The organism is Curtobacterium sp. Curtsp22, from assembly GCF_059492135.1.
Genome location: NZ_CP168519.1, coordinates 3,413,511 through 3,426,098, shown reverse-complemented (window position 1 = coordinate 3,426,098; position 12,588 = coordinate 3,413,511). Strand labels below are relative to the sequence as shown.

Below are 12,588 nucleotides of genomic sequence, written 5' to 3'. Positions count from 1 at the left end.
TGTCCTGTCCTCCCGACCGCACGTCCATGCACCTGCATGTTCATGCGTTCGCATCAATCTAGCACCCTCGCACCGGATCCGCACCCCCGGCGGAGTACGGTCACGCCCATGCCGCAGATCCCCGACCAGACCGGCCGCCGCATCGTCGTCACCGGCGCGAACAGCGGAACCGGCAAGGAGACCGCCACGCGCCTGGCCGCAGCCGGCGCGTCCGTCGTCCTCGCCGTCCGCACGATCGCGAAGGGCGACCAGGCCGCAGCCGACATCCGTGCCGCGCACCCCGGTGCCGACGTCGAGGTGCGGGAGCTCGACCTCGCCGACCTCGCGAGCGTGCGGCGCTTCGCCGCGGGCATCGCCGCGGACGACCGGACGCTCGACGTCCTCGTCAACAACGCCGGGGTGATGGCGCCGCCGAAGCGGTTCGAGACGGTCGACGGCTTCGAGCTGCAGTTCGGCACGAACTTCCTCGGCCCGTTCGCCCTGACGAACCTGCTGCTCCCGACACTGCTGCGCTCACCAGACGCGCGGGTCGCCACGATGTCGAGCCTCGCGGCGATCCCCGGCCGGATCCGCTTCGACGACCTCCAGTGGGAGCGCGGCTACAACGGCTGGCGGGCGTACGCGCAGTCGAAGCTCGCCGACCTCCTGCTGGCGCTGCACCTGCACCGGCTGTCGGTCGAGCTCGACTGGCCGCTCGTGAGCACCGCCGCGCACCCCGGCTACACCCGGACGAACCTGCAGTCGGCGGGGCGGTCGCTCGGTCGGTCGAAGCCGGTCCGGTCCTCGAACCGCGCGCTGCCCTTCACGCAGGACGTCGAGCAGGGCTCCGAGCCGCTGCTGTACGCCGCGGTCGGGCCGAACGCGGTCGGCGGGGCGTACTACGGACCGTCTGGGCCGTTCGGGCTCGTCGGGCCGACCACGACCGTGTCGATCCCCGGGTCGGCACGGAAGGCCGATCTGGCGCGTTCCCTCTGGGCGGTCGCCGAGGACCTCACCGGGACCACCCCGCCCGTCTGAGTCGGTCGGACGGTCCAGGAGGCGCGGCTCGTCCCCGCCCGTCCGCCGTCAGAACCGCACGTGGTCGCGCTCGAACGCGGCCGTCACCGCCGCAGCGATGGCCCGCTGTCCGCGCACGGTCGGGTGCACGTCGTCGGACTGCATCCACGTCGGGTGCCCCCGCAGCGGCTCGCCGATGTCGACGTAGGTGCCGCCCTCGCGGGCGAGGGCGTGCCGGAGCGCCCCCGAGATGGACGCGAGCTGCGCGGGCGGGGCGTCCTGGTTCCAGATGGCGCTGAGGCCGATGAGCCGCGCGTGCGGCAGCCGACGGTGCACCTCGTCGACGACCTGGTCGGTGGCGCTCCGGACCTCGGCGGTGTCGAGTCCGAGGTCGTTCGAGCTCGCCTGCACGAGGACGACCTCGGGTCTGAGGTCGACCGCACGCCCGACGATGGTCGCGTAGTCGCTCGCGCAGTCGTCGTCGTCACCGAGGGCGGCCACGCCTGCGCCGTCGCACGACAGGTTCGTGAGCGACCAGCCCTGGGCGTCCGCGACGATGGCCGGCCACGCCTCGGCGGTGGTGAGGCCGTGCCCGCCGCTGATCGAGTCGCCGACGACCACCACGCCGACACCCGCGGCGTGGTCCCAGGGGCGGGTCGTCGCCGTCGGGTGGGGCGTCGCGTCGGCAGCGGCCGGCGGGCTCGAGGCGCACGCCCCGAGGGAGACGGCCACGACGACCGCCGTGAGGACGGCGAGCACGCTCCGGGTTGCGGTGGTCACGAACGGTGAAGGTACGCGCTCCGGCCATGCCCGGCCGCGGGTGCGCGCTGCGGGTGCGCTCAGGCGCGGTGCAGCTCGACCGAGCCGTCCAACCGGCCCGGTTCGGTCAGCCGCGCGTGCTGCAGGACGGTGCGCCCGGGGCCGACCGCCGCGGCCACGATCGACAGCGTCGCGAAGTGCCCGTCCGGCTCGTGCGCGTCCCGGAGGATCGCGTCCGGGTCGTCCGCCGGCAGCGACGCCGACCCGGCGAGCAGTCCGAACCAGCCGCCCCACCCGTCGCCGGCGTCAGCACCGGCGTCGGCCGCCCGCAGCTCGTCGAAGGGGCCGAGCACCGGCGGCCCGACCGGAGCGTCGACGGCACGGAAGGCGTCGAGCCACCGCCCGATGCGCGGCGCCGCGGGGTCGTCCGGTTCGCCGTGCGTGACCATGTGCACGCCGGGGCCGAGCGCGGTCGTCCGGACCTCGGTGCCGTCCCACGTCGTGACCTCGGCGCCGTCGGCCGTCGCCCGCACGAGGTTGAACGCGCGCGTCGTGGGCAGGGTGCCGTCGTGGCCGGGGAGCGCCCCGGTGACCGCGTCGAGCGGGACGACCCCGCGGGTGGTCCACGTGCCGTCGTCGCTCGGCACCGGTTCGCCCCGGTTGAGCACGACCGCGAGCCCGGCACCGTCCGACGCCGCGAGCCACGCCCCGCCCGCCGAACGGTCGCGGACGCCGCGGATCGACGGGTCGCGCTCGGGCCACCAGGCTGCCGGCGGGTCCCACGGCCGCTCCGGCGACTCGTCGCGCATGGCGAGCATCGTGACGGGCCACTCGGACCCGGGGTCGACGCGGACGACGACGGTGCACATGGGATCGATCCTCGCACGACGTGCCGGGTAGCGTGACCGGTGTGAACGCAGCAGCAGAGCGCCGTCTGACCGTCGTCGTCGGGATCACCGGGGGCATCGCCGCGTACAAGGCCGTCGGCGTGGTCCGCGACCTCGTCAAGCGGGGACACGACGTGCACGTCGTCCCGACCGAGGGCGCGCTCCGCTTCGTCGGGCTGCCGACCCTCGAGGCGCTCAGCCGCAACCCGGTCACCACGAGCGTGTTCGAGGACGTCGCCGAGGTGCGCCACGTCTCGCTCGGGCGCCGGGCGGACCTCGTGGTCGTCGCCCCCGCCACCGCGGACGCGCTCGCTCGGATGACCGCGGGGCTCGCCGGGGACCTGCTCGGCACGACGCTGCTCGCGACCGAGGCACCCGTCGTCGTGGCTCCCGCGATGCACCCGCAGATGTGGGAGCACCCGGCGACCCGGGCGAACGTCCAGACCCTGCGGGAGCGCGGCGTCCGGTTCGTCGGCCCGGTGGTCGGGGCCCTGACGGGCGACGACGCGGGGATCGGCCGGATGGCGGAGCCCGAGGACATCGTCGCCGGCGCCCTCGCGGTGCTGGACGACCCGGCACCGGCCGGCCGGACCGGCCCGGACCACCCGACGGACGCGGGTCGCGGCGACGGGGACGACCCGCGCCTCCCGACCGACACCGCCCTCCCGCCGACCGCAGCCGCCGCCGAGAAGGCGGGGACCACCGGCGCCCGCGGTGAGCTCGGCGACCTCGCCGGCGTCCGCGTCGTCGTGAGCGCCGGCGGCACGCGCGAGCCCTTCGACCCGGTCCGGTTCGTCGGCAACCGTTCGAGCGGTCGTCAGGGCGTCGCGATCGCCGCCGACGCGGCCCGGCGCGGCGCAGCCGTGACGCTCGTGAGCGCGAACGTGGACGCGTCGCTGACCGCCGGGCTCGACGCGACCGTCGTGCCGGTGGGGTCCGCCCTGGAGCTCGCCGATGCCGTCCACGCCGCAGCAGCCGATGCCGACGTCGTCGTGATGACCGCGGCCGTGGCCGACTACCGGCCCGCCGAGGTGCGTGCCGACAAGCTCAAGAAGGAGGCGCAGGGCGACACCATGACGCTGGAGCTGGTGCGGAACCCCGACGTCCTCGCCGACCTCGTCGCGTCCCGCCGGACCGGCCAGATCATCGTCGGCTTCGCCGCGGAGACCGAACCCGACCGTGCCGCACGCATCGAGCTCGGACGCGCCAAGATCGCCCGCAAGCCGGCGGACATGCTCGTCGTGAACCACGTCGGCTGGTCCGCGGGGTTCGAACGCGAGGAGAACGCCGTCGAGGTGCTCGTCCCCGGCGGCGAGGTGGTCCGCGAGGCCTCCGGCAGCAAGGCCGACGTCGCGACGGTCGTCCTCGACCTCGTCGCGACCGCACTGGCCTGAGCTGAGCGGACCTGGGGACTCTCCGTGCGTCCCGAGCGCGCCGCGGGCACCATGGACGCATGCGACGACGCGAGCGCGCACGACGCGCCACCCGGACCGCCACCCTCCTCGCCGTCGTGCTGGGCGGGGCCGGCGTCACCCACTTCCTGCGGCCGAGGGGCTACGACCGGATCGTCCCGGACGCCCTCCCGCCGCGCCTGACCACCCTGGCGTCCGGCGCCGCCGAGCTCGGCATCGCGACCGGTCTGGCGATCCCGGCCACCCGCCGTGCCGCGGGCTGGGCCGCCGCCGCGCTGTTCCTCGCCGTCTTCCCCGCGAACGTGAAGATGGCGAACGACCTGCTCGACAGCCCGCGGTCGACGCGGGCGATGCGGCTCGTCTCGGTGCTCCGCCTGCCGCTGCAGGCACCACTCGTCGCCTGGGCCGTGCGCGTCGGCCGGCACGCGCCACGACGGTGACCGAGCCCGCGCGGGACCGAGCCGCGGTCCCCCTGCTGCACCGACCGGTGACGGTGCACGCCTGGGAGGACATCGTCTTCGCGCACTGGCGCCACGACCCCGAGTCGCTCGCGCGTCTGGTGCCGCGCGGGACCCGCCCCGACGTCGTCGACGGGAGCGCGTGGGCCGGCCTCACGGCGTACGTCTTCCGCGAGACCCGGGTGCCGCCGTTCCCGCCGTCCGGACGCCTCGGCTCGATGACCGAGGTGACGATCGAGGTGCTCACCGTCGACGACCGCGGTCGCCGCGGGGTCGCCTACCGCACGGTCGACACCGCGAACGTGCCCGCGATCGTGGCGGCGCACGCCCTGCTCGGGGTGCCGTACACGTTCGCGCACGCGCGGGCGCGACGTCGTGGGGACACGCTGTCCTACCGGTCGGTGCGGCATCCGGCACGCTCCCTCCACCCGGTCCGCTGGCTCCGCGGACGCCGGGGCGGACCAGGGTCCGGTGCGGCGTGGCCCGGCGGTCCGGTCTGGCCGGGCAGCACGGGTGGGCCAGGAGGCGCGGTGCGACCCCGCCACGACGCCACCGTCCGGGTCGTGTCCGGTGACGTCGTCGACGACCGACTGGCGACGGACCTCACCACCCGACAGGGCATCCACGCCCGGCACCTCGCGCAGACGCTGTTCTGGCAGCGCCAGCACCCGCCGCTGACGATCCGGTCGGCACGGCTCGAGCGGCTCGGCGGCGACCTGCCCGACGCCGTCGGGATGCCCGGGCTCCTCGACCGCGAACCCGACTCGCTGCTCGTCGTGGACGGCACGACCGTCCGCTACGCCTGGGGGGACGTGGTCCGGTGAGCGACGATCCGCACGACACCGACCAGCACGGCACGGACCGGTTCGACCTCGACCGGTTCGTCCGCGCGCAGCAGGGTGTGCACGACACCGCGCTCGCCGAGCTGCGGCGCGGCCGGAAGTCGTCGCACTGGATGTGGTTCGTGTTCCCCCAGCTCGCCGGGCTCGGCCGCTCGCCCACCGCGCAGCGGTACGCACTCGACGGCCTCGACGAGACCCGGGCGTACCTCGACCACCCCGTCCTCGGCCCGCGGCTGCTCGAGGCGACCCGTGCGGCGGAGTCCGCCCCGGCCCGGACCGCCGACGACCTGCTCGGGGGCATCGACGCGCTGAAGCTCCGGTCGTCCATGACCCTGTTCGCCGCGGCCGCCGCCGACCCGGAGCCGTTCCGGGCCGTCCTCGACCGCTGGTACGACGGCACCGAGGACCCGGTGACCCTCCGGCTGCTCCACCCCCACGACTGACACGCTCCGAGCCGACAGGGACACCGTTCACATATCAGGTACGGTGAACCGTGCGTCCGCACCGACCGGTGGGACGCCCGCCGACGCCACGATCCCGGAGGAACCCGCATGCCGGTCCCCAGCAGTGCACCGACCGAGCACCAGCTGCTCCGCGACACCGTCCGGCTCAAGATCCACGCCGCGATCATGGACGGCACGCTCGAGCCCGGCGAGCGGCTCAACGACGACGAGCTCATCGCCTGGCTCGGCGTCTCCCGCACGCCGATCCGCGAAGCACTGAGCCAGCTCGCACGCGCCGGCCTGATCGAGATGGCGCCGAACCGCTACACCCGCGTCACCACGCCGGACCCGACCGAGGTGGTCGAGGCGCTCCAGACCCTGGGCGTCCTGTTCGGCGGGGTCGTGCGGCTGGCGGTCCCGCGCCTCGGTGCGAGCGCGAAGAAGAAGATCCTCGCCCAGCTCGACGCCACGATCGCGGACTACGAGTCGCACGACGTCGCCGCGGTGAACCGTGACGCCCTCGCCGTGTTCGCCCGCTACGTCGAGGAGTGCGGCAACGAGAACCTCCAGCGCGTCTGCCGGGACACCATGGACGGCCTCGCGTTCCGACTGCGGCTGCCGAACCTCGACGAGCTCGTCGACTGGGACCAGATGACGGCCGACTTCCGTCGTCTGCGTGAGGCCACCGCGTCCGGGGACAACATCGAGGCGGAGCTCGCGACCGAGGCGATCCACCTGCTCCCCGGCGAGAAACGCTGACTCCGCCTGAACTCCCGTACAGGAAAACGCCCGTCTCGCCCTCGCGAGGCGGGCATGCTCCGTCCGCCACGACGGTGGGCGACAGCGCGGCGACCCGCGCGACGCTCCCAGTCACACCGTCCGACGAGCCGGTAGCATCGCCCCGACCACCCCGTCGAGCGACCCGGAGCACCGTATGAGCCACCGCCAGCCGGACCGTACCGAGATCGCCGCGCGCCTCGCCGCGGCGGTCGGCCGGATCAACCGGCGGGCCCGCACGGACTCGGCCTCGCTCGGGTACGGCATCGTCTCGGCGCTGGCGACGATCCAACGCGAGGGACCCCTGCGGCCGGGCGACCTGTCGCGGATCGAGGTCGTCACGAAGCCGACGATGACCCGCATCCTGACCGAGCTCGAGCAGCGCGGGTTCATCGAGCGCGAGGCGGACCCCCGGGACGGTCGGGCGTTCATGGTGACGGCCACCCCCGAGGGCATCGCAGCGGTCGAGCGAGCCCGTTCCACCCGCACCGGCATCGTCGCCGAGCTCATCGCCGAACTGCCCGACACCGACGTCGACGCCATCGCCGCCGCGCTCGACGCCCTCGAACGCGTCGCGCAGGGTGAGCGCACCCAGGAAGCTCACACCTCCCGAGCCTGATCCGCCCGTTACCGAACCGTTACCAACGGGTGGACGGACGGTTCTGCCAGACAAACTGGACGGTGCACCCAGCAACACCGGTCATCGTGGCGGCTTCGCCCAGCGGCGGCCACCCCACGGTCGCCCGTCGGCGGACGGACGGGCCCCACACCACCGTCCGGTCCTCCCCCGGCTCGCGAACTCCTGACGACGGACGTCTCGTTCATCCGCACTCCTGCGCGCTCCCCCACCCCGCGTGCAGCGTCACGAGTCACGCACCACGAGCCGGCCGACCACCGGAATCGATGACAGGACGCAACACCGACCTCCCCACCACCACCGCCTCGACCCGACGTGAGGCCCTGAACTCCCCCAACCGGCGCCTCCGCCGCGCGCTCCGCCGCCCCACCACGCTCATCGTGGGCGGGGCCGCAGTCCTCGCGGTCGCCGGAGGCATCGCCACCGTCGGCACGCAGCCCGCGATCGGCGAGGCCCTCGGCATGCCGACCGCCAGCGCGACCGCGGCACCGGCACTCGCCGGGACCGCGCTCGACCGCGCCCAGGCCGCGGCGACCATCGCCACGGCGGAGACGATCGCCGACTCGGCGAACGAGAAGACCGACACCGGCGTCCTCGAGCGCCGCATCGACGCGCTCGACGACTACCGGACGCTCTCCGGCGCGGCACTGACCTCGCGGATCTCCTCGACGGTCGACGCCACGACGGCGGTCGCGGACGCCAGCGCCGCGCAGGACAAGCAGGACGCCGACGCGAAGGCCGCCGCTGCCGCCGCAGCGAAGCGCGCCGCTGCCGAACGGGCAGCAGCCGCCGAGGCCGCGCGCAAGCAGGCCGCCGCGAACACGGTCGAGGGCGCCAAGGCGACCGCGAGCTCGCTCGCCTCGTCGAAGTACGGCTGGGGTTCCGACCAGTTCCAGTGCCTCGACAACCTGTGGACCAAGGAGTCCGGCTGGAACTACCAGGCCGTCAACGCGAACGGCGGCGCGACCGGCATCCCGCAGGCGCTCCCCGGGTCGAAGATGGCCACGATCGCGTCCGACTGGCGGACGAACGCGACCACCCAGATCACCTGGGGCCTGCAGTACATCAGCGACGCGTACGGCACCCCGTGCGCCGCGTGGTCGCACTCGCAGGCGTCGAACTTCTACTGAGCCGACGCCAGGCACGCACGACGAACGACCCCGGGTCCTGCACCCGGGGTCGTTCGTCGTGTAGGCATACGCAGGTGACCACCATCGGACTCCGCCGCATGGCACCCCGCGACCCCACCGAGGCACACCGCGCGGCCAGCCCCCTCGAGCTCCTCTTCGACCTCGTCTTCGTGGTCGCCGTCGGGTTCGCCGCGACGAACCTGCACGAGATCGAGGTCGAGGGGCACGTCTCGTCGGCCGTCCTCGCGTACGCCTTCGTCTTCTTCGCGATCTGGTGGGCGTGGCTCAACTTCACCTGGTTCGCCACCTCGTTCGACACCGACGACTGGCTCTACCGCGTGATGACCTTCGTGCAGATGGCGGGGGTGCTCGTGCTCGCCGCCGGGGTGCACGCCGCGATGGTCGAGGGGTCGACCACGGTCGTCGTGCTCGGCTACGTCATCATGCGGCTCGCCCTCGTCGGGCAGTGGCTCCGGGTCGCCGCGTCGTCGTCGGAGTACCGGCGGACCGCACTCCGGTACGCCGGCGGCATCGTCGTCGTGCAGGTGCTCTGGGTGCTCGCGCTCCTGCTGCCGGACGGCGTCTCGTGGGGTGTGATCCCCGTGCTCATCCTGCTCGAGGTCCTCGTCCCGCCGTTCGCGGAGGCCGGCACGCAGACCACCCCGTGGCACACCCGGCACATCGCGGAGCGGTACTCCCTCTTCACGCTGATCGTCCTCGGCGAGGGGCTCGTGGCCTCGGCGAACGCGGTCATCGACGGCATCGCGCACGCCGACCACCTCGGGTCGCTCCTCGTGCTGGCGGCGTGCGGGCTCGTGATCGTCGCCGGGCTGTGGTGGATCTACTTCTCCCGCGAGCAGCACGACCACATCCGGTCCCTGCCGACCGCGCTCCTGTTCGGCTACGGCCACTACCTCGTCTTCGCCGCCGCCGGGGCACTCCCGGCGGGGATCGAGGTCGCGGTGAGCGCCGACGCGGGCGAGGCCGACCTGTCGCACGCGACCGTCGCCGCCACGATCGCCGTGCCGGTCGCGTTGTTCGTGCTGTCGATCTGGGCGCTGGCGCTCCGGCCGTCGCTCAGCCTCGGCTGGAACGTCGTCGTCGTGGCACTCGCGCTCGCGGTGCTCGCGAGCACCGCCGTGCCGTCGGTGTCCCTCGTGGCGACGGCACTGCTCGTCGCCGCCGTGGTCGTCGTGCTGGAGGTCGCCGACCGGCGACCGTGACCCGCGGGCTGACGTGAGCGGGGCCCGTGACGGTGACCGGCTGACGGACGGGAGGCGCGGCGCGGGCCCGCACCGTCCCTCCCGAACCGCAGGCGGGTGCGTCAGCCGACGCGCGCGATCCGCACGTCGACCCGGCTGAGCGGCAGGCCGTGCTCGGTCGCTGCGGCGAGCGCCGCGAGGTGTGCCGCGCGTGCCGTCTCGGGTGCCGGGACGGAACCGTCGGTCCCGATCACGATGCGGAGGACGTCGTCGTCGAGCACCACGCGCGCGACCGTGGTGCGGGTCGCGAGGTTCTTCGCTGCGCCGACCGCGCTGCCGAGCGTCGGGCGTGCCCGGTAGAGCTCGGCGACCCCGGGGACCGCGACGACCGCTGCCTCGATCGCAGCGAAGGTCTCGTCGTGGCTGCTCATGCTCGTTCCTCCTCGGCGTCGGGGTCCGGCTCGTCGTCGGACGGTGGCAGCAGGTCGCGCACCACGACGTCCACGGACTCGACGAGCAGGTCGGTCTCGGTCGCGAGGACCTCGGCGACGGTCTCGCGGATGTCCGACGCCACACGCTGGATCGTCGACCCGGCGCGGACGGCGATCTCGACGACGATGCGCACCGGGGCACCGAGCTCGGTGACGTCGCCCTCGAGCGTGCACCGCGCGATGAGGGCGTCGGGCACCGCGTCGCCGGCGGTCCGGACGAGCGAGCGGATGGCGCCCTCGGTCATGACCGGGCGTTCGGTGGGCGCCGCCGGGCGGAGCGGGACGTCACGGCCGGCGCGTGCCTCGAGCGAGATGTTCGCGAGCACGCCGCTGATCCACGACTCGTCGGCGGGTGCTTCCTGTTCGGCAGCGGCCTCGAGCGAGCCGAGCGAGGACTGCCGGAGCCGCACGATGGCGGCGAGGGCGTTCTGGCACGCGGCGGAGTGGTCGATGCTCGGGTCGGCCGGCTGCATGCCGGCGTCGAGGTAGTCGGCCAGCTCGTCGATCGTGTGGCCGTCGAGGTCGTCGGGTTCGAGGGAGTCGAGCCGGACGGGATCGGGTTCGGTCATCGCCATCCCTCCATGAGACGGATCATGTTCTTGCGCGCCCGGGACAGCAGTCCCCGGACGGTCGAGGTCGGGAGGTCCAGTTCCTCCGCGATGGCCTCGTACGAGTACTCGAGCACTTCCTTCATCACCCACGTGCGGCGCTGCGCCTCGGGCAGTTCGGCGAGCGCCGTCTCGACCGCTTCCTCGCGGGAGCGGGCCTCGGCGACGCGTTCGGGTGCGTCGTCCGCCGGTGCCTCGACCTCGAGCTCGGTGACGTCGTCGTGGAACCGCCGGGCCCGGATGCGGTCGATGCACTTCCGGCTGAGGATGCGCATGAGCCACGCCTTGACCCGGGTGCCGTCCTGGAGCGTGTCGAGCTGGTTCCAGGCGGTGATGAACGTCTCCTGCACGACGTCGTCGAGTTCGTCGGTCGAGCCGAGGGTCCGGCGGGCGTAGGCACGGAGCAGGGGGGTGTGGCGCCGGATGAGGACCTCGAACGCCCGGACGTCGCCGTCGGACGATCGACCAGCGAGGACGGCGTCGTCGAGGTCGATGAGGGGCTGGTGGTGCACGCTTTCCTTCTACTGGTGTGGGGTCGGGGGTTCCTGAGTGCGGTGCCGTCGTGCCGCTAGGCCGTGTGGGCCGGGTGTCCGTGCGTGCGGCGGACCTTCATCGGGCCGACGGGCCGCGCGGACAGCGACCGGACGCGTGCCTGCGCCAGGACGTGCTCGTGCCCGACGCGGACGAGCGCGGTGGTCGCGAGGTGTGCTGCGGGTGCGGTGTCGGTCATGACGGGGTCCTCCATCGGGGTGCTCACCGATGGGACGGAACGAACAGCCGGATCGTCACACTTCTGCGTTCGCGGGTTCTGCGGCAGGCTGGGGGCATGTCCCTCGTCACCGCCGTCTGCCGCGTCGACCGCCTGCTGCCCGACTCCGGCACCATCGGGGTCACCGCGATCGACAAGCACCCCGTCGACGGCCCCGTCCGGGTCCGTCCGCTCGGGCTGTACGCCGACGTGCAGGCGGACCGGAAGCACCACGGCGGCGAGGACCAGGCGGTGTACGCCTACGCGGACGAGGACGCGGCGTACTTCGCGGACCTGCTCGACCGGGACGTCCCGCCGGGGCTGTTCGGCGAGAACCTGCGCACGACGGGCGTCGACGTCACCGGGGCCGTGACGGGGGAACGCTGGCGGATCGGCGAGACCCTCGAGCTCGAGGTCACGATCCCGCGGATCCCCTGCGGCACCTTCGCCCGCCGGATGCGGGTGGACAAGTGGGTCAAGCGGTTCACGGAGGAGGGCCGCCCCGGCGCCTACCTCCGCGTGGTGCGGTCCGGGCCCGTGTCCGCCGGCGACCCGGTCGTCGTCACCCACCGACCGGACCACGGCGTCACGATCGGCCAGCTCTTCACGGGCCTGACGCCCGAGCAGGCGCAGGCCGTGCTGTCGTCGGGGCGCGGGACGGGTCCCGGTGGCCCGGGGACGGGTGGGCTCGCGCCGAAGGTCGTCCGGGACGTGTCGAAGGTCCTGGCGCGCGCGGCGACCACCTGAGTGCGGGCGGTCCGCCGTGCCGTGGTCAGTCCTGCTGCGTCCGGCGCACCGGGTCGATCGGGCGCTTCGCCTGCGGCAGCTTCGCGACGACGAGGTCGTACGCGTTGCCGACGAGGTCCTCGACCAGGGTCTCGTCGATGCCGTCCCCGGGCGACAGCGTGATCCAGTGCTGCTTGTTCATGTGCCAGCCCGGGGTGATCTCGGCGTGGTCGCGCACCAGGGCGGCACCGTGGGGCGGCGCGCACTTGAGGTTCACGATCGGCACGCCACGGAGCTCGGACGTCATCACGAACATCTTGCCGACGACCTTGTAGACGAACGCGCCTTCACCGAAGGGCTGGGTCTCCGCCACCGCGGGCAGGGCCATCGCGGTGCGGATCGCGACCTCGTGCAGCGTCTCGCCGTCCATGTGCTCCAGCATGCACCGGACCGCCGACGGTGCACCTCGTTC

Annotated in this window: 17 protein-coding genes; 10 read left to right on the top strand and 7 right to left on the bottom strand. The window is 73.7% G+C overall.

Translation table 11 applies throughout. The features are described 5' to 3' along the window. The first annotated feature begins 108 nt into the window (after nt 1-108). Nucleotides 109-1,017 carry an SDR family oxidoreductase gene (locus ACEN8D_RS16615; protein ID WP_402716562.1) on the top strand — a complete coding sequence of 303 codons (909 nt, stop codon included), beginning with the start codon at nt 109-111 and terminating at the stop codon, nt 1,015-1,017. A 48-nt stretch (nt 1,018-1,065) separates the two neighbouring features. Here the strand turns inward: ACEN8D_RS16615 and ACEN8D_RS16610 are convergent, their stop codons facing one another. Together ACEN8D_RS16610 and ACEN8D_RS16605 are read right to left on the bottom strand one after the other, a co-directional pair. Beyond that, on the bottom strand, nt 1,066-1,776 hold the full coding sequence (locus ACEN8D_RS16610) for an SGNH/GDSL hydrolase family protein (protein WP_229086890.1): 711 nt from the start codon (nt 1,774-1,776) through the stop codon (nt 1,066-1,068). A gap of 59 nt (nt 1,777-1,835) precedes the next feature. Beyond that, nucleotides 1,836-2,624, bottom strand: coding sequence for an NRDE family protein (locus tag ACEN8D_RS16605; protein WP_336697538.1), 789 nt, complete (start codon nt 2,622-2,624; stop codon nt 1,836-1,838). 65 nt (nt 2,625-2,689) lie between these two features. On the opposite strand from ACEN8D_RS16605, the gene ACEN8D_RS16600 reads away from it, so the two are divergent. From ACEN8D_RS16600 to ACEN8D_RS16565, 8 genes are all read left to right on the top strand, one after another. After that, on the top strand, nt 2,690-4,036 hold the full coding sequence (locus ACEN8D_RS16600) for a bifunctional phosphopantothenoylcysteine decarboxylase/phosphopantothenate synthase (protein ID WP_495601247.1): 1,347 nt from the start codon (nt 2,690-2,692) through the stop codon (nt 4,034-4,036). A gap of 59 nt (nt 4,037-4,095) precedes the next feature. Continuing rightward, nucleotides 4,096-4,494, top strand: coding sequence for a DoxX family protein (locus tag ACEN8D_RS16595; protein ID WP_071294565.1), 399 nt, complete (start codon nt 4,096-4,098; stop codon nt 4,492-4,494). Then, nucleotides 4,491-5,336 carry a DUF2071 domain-containing protein gene (locus ACEN8D_RS16590; protein WP_413399840.1) on the top strand — a complete coding sequence of 282 codons (846 nt, stop codon included), beginning with the start codon at nt 4,491-4,493 and terminating at the stop codon, nt 5,334-5,336. Before ACEN8D_RS16595 ends, ACEN8D_RS16590 begins: the two co-directional genes overlap by 4 nt. Continuing rightward, nucleotides 5,333-5,797, top strand: a complete 465-nt coding sequence (locus ACEN8D_RS16585; RefSeq protein WP_092386230.1) for a DUF1810 domain-containing protein — start codon at nt 5,333-5,335, stop codon at nt 5,795-5,797. Before ACEN8D_RS16590 ends, ACEN8D_RS16585 begins: the two co-directional genes overlap by 4 nt. A gap of 108 nt (nt 5,798-5,905) precedes the next feature. Then, nucleotides 5,906-6,556, top strand: coding sequence for a GntR family transcriptional regulator (locus ACEN8D_RS16580; RefSeq protein ID WP_071294568.1), 651 nt, complete (start codon nt 5,906-5,908; stop codon nt 6,554-6,556). A gap of 175 nt (nt 6,557-6,731) precedes the next feature. Further along, nucleotides 6,732-7,193, top strand: a complete 462-nt coding sequence (locus ACEN8D_RS16575; protein WP_070418288.1) for a MarR family winged helix-turn-helix transcriptional regulator — start codon at nt 6,732-6,734, stop codon at nt 7,191-7,193. 284 nt (nt 7,194-7,477) lie between these two features. Beyond that, nucleotides 7,478-8,341: an aggregation-promoting factor C-terminal-like domain-containing protein gene (locus ACEN8D_RS16570; RefSeq protein WP_402716559.1), complete on the top strand. Its 864-nt coding sequence runs from the start codon at nt 7,478-7,480 to the stop codon at nt 8,339-8,341. A 74-nt stretch (nt 8,342-8,415) separates the two neighbouring features. Beyond that, on the top strand, nt 8,416-9,564 hold the full coding sequence (locus ACEN8D_RS16565) for a low temperature requirement protein A (protein WP_229086900.1): 1,149 nt from the start codon (nt 8,416-8,418) through the stop codon (nt 9,562-9,564). Nucleotides 9,565-9,665: 101 nt separating this feature from the next. On the opposite strand, the gene ACEN8D_RS16560 is transcribed toward ACEN8D_RS16565, so the two are convergent. Genes ACEN8D_RS16560 through ACEN8D_RS16545 form a run of 4 tightly spaced genes read right to left on the bottom strand, consistent with a single transcriptional unit; the run spans nt 9,666 to nt 11,372 of the window. Further along, a complete protein-coding gene (locus tag ACEN8D_RS16560; protein WP_070418287.1) occupies nt 9,666-9,974 on the bottom strand; it encodes a hypothetical protein in 309 nt (102 codons plus the stop codon). After that, nucleotides 9,971-10,603: an Asp23/Gls24 family envelope stress response protein gene (locus ACEN8D_RS16555; protein WP_071302884.1), complete on the bottom strand. Its 633-nt coding sequence runs from the start codon at nt 10,601-10,603 to the stop codon at nt 9,971-9,973. The genes ACEN8D_RS16560 and ACEN8D_RS16555 overlap by 4 nt, the downstream gene beginning before the upstream one ends. Next, entirely contained in the window at nt 10,600-11,154 is a 555-nt protein-coding gene (locus ACEN8D_RS16550; protein ID WP_413398914.1) for an RNA polymerase sigma factor, read from the bottom strand. The genes ACEN8D_RS16555 and ACEN8D_RS16550 overlap by 4 nt, the downstream gene beginning before the upstream one ends. A gap of 56 nt (nt 11,155-11,210) precedes the next feature. Further along, nucleotides 11,211-11,372 (bottom strand): hypothetical protein, encoded by a 162-nt coding sequence (locus ACEN8D_RS16545; RefSeq protein ID WP_175473682.1) that lies wholly within the window; start codon nt 11,370-11,372, stop codon nt 11,211-11,213. 96 nt (nt 11,373-11,468) lie between these two features. On the opposite strand from ACEN8D_RS16545, the gene ACEN8D_RS16540 reads away from it, so the two are divergent. Beyond that, entirely contained in the window at nt 11,469-12,137 is a 669-nt protein-coding gene (locus ACEN8D_RS16540; protein WP_413398913.1) for an MOSC domain-containing protein, read from the top strand. A gap of 25 nt (nt 12,138-12,162) precedes the next feature. Here the strand turns inward: ACEN8D_RS16540 and ACEN8D_RS16535 are convergent, their stop codons facing one another. Beyond that, nucleotides 12,163-12,546 (bottom strand): MmcQ/YjbR family DNA-binding protein, encoded by a 384-nt coding sequence (locus ACEN8D_RS16535; protein WP_071294602.1) that lies wholly within the window; start codon nt 12,544-12,546, stop codon nt 12,163-12,165. Nucleotides 12,547-12,588: the final 42 nt, after the last annotated feature.

Excerpts from the sequence above, each read along its gene's own strand:
- ACEN8D_RS16615 (WP_402716562.1), top strand. The coding sequence starts at position 109 with ATGCCGCAGATCCCCGACCAGACCGGCCGCCGCATCGTCGTCACCGGC.
- ACEN8D_RS16605 (WP_336697538.1), bottom strand. The coding sequence starts at position 2,624 with ATGTGCACCGTCGTCGTCCGCGTCGACCCCGGGTCCGAGTGGCCCGTC.
- ACEN8D_RS16595 (WP_071294565.1), top strand. The coding sequence starts at position 4,096 with ATGCGACGACGCGAGCGCGCACGACGCGCCACCCGGACCGCCACCCTC.
- ACEN8D_RS16580 (WP_071294568.1), top strand. The coding sequence starts at position 5,906 with ATGCCGGTCCCCAGCAGTGCACCGACCGAGCACCAGCTGCTCCGCGAC.
- ACEN8D_RS16575 (WP_070418288.1), top strand. The coding sequence starts at position 6,732 with ATGAGCCACCGCCAGCCGGACCGTACCGAGATCGCCGCGCGCCTCGCC.
- ACEN8D_RS16570 (WP_402716559.1), top strand. The coding sequence starts at position 7,478 with ATGACAGGACGCAACACCGACCTCCCCACCACCACCGCCTCGACCCGA.
- ACEN8D_RS16560 (WP_070418287.1), bottom strand. The coding sequence starts at position 9,974 with ATGAGCAGCCACGACGAGACCTTCGCTGCGATCGAGGCAGCGGTCGTC.
- ACEN8D_RS16555 (WP_071302884.1), bottom strand. The coding sequence starts at position 10,603 with ATGACCGAACCCGATCCCGTCCGGCTCGACTCCCTCGAACCCGACGAC.
- ACEN8D_RS16545 (WP_175473682.1), bottom strand. The coding sequence starts at position 11,372 with ATGACCGACACCGCACCCGCAGCACACCTCGCGACCACCGCGCTCGTC.
- ACEN8D_RS16540 (WP_413398913.1), top strand. The coding sequence starts at position 11,469 with ATGTCCCTCGTCACCGCCGTCTGCCGCGTCGACCGCCTGCTGCCCGAC.
- ACEN8D_RS16535 (WP_071294602.1), bottom strand. The coding sequence starts at position 12,546 with ATGGACGGCGAGACGCTGCACGAGGTCGCGATCCGCACCGCGATGGCC.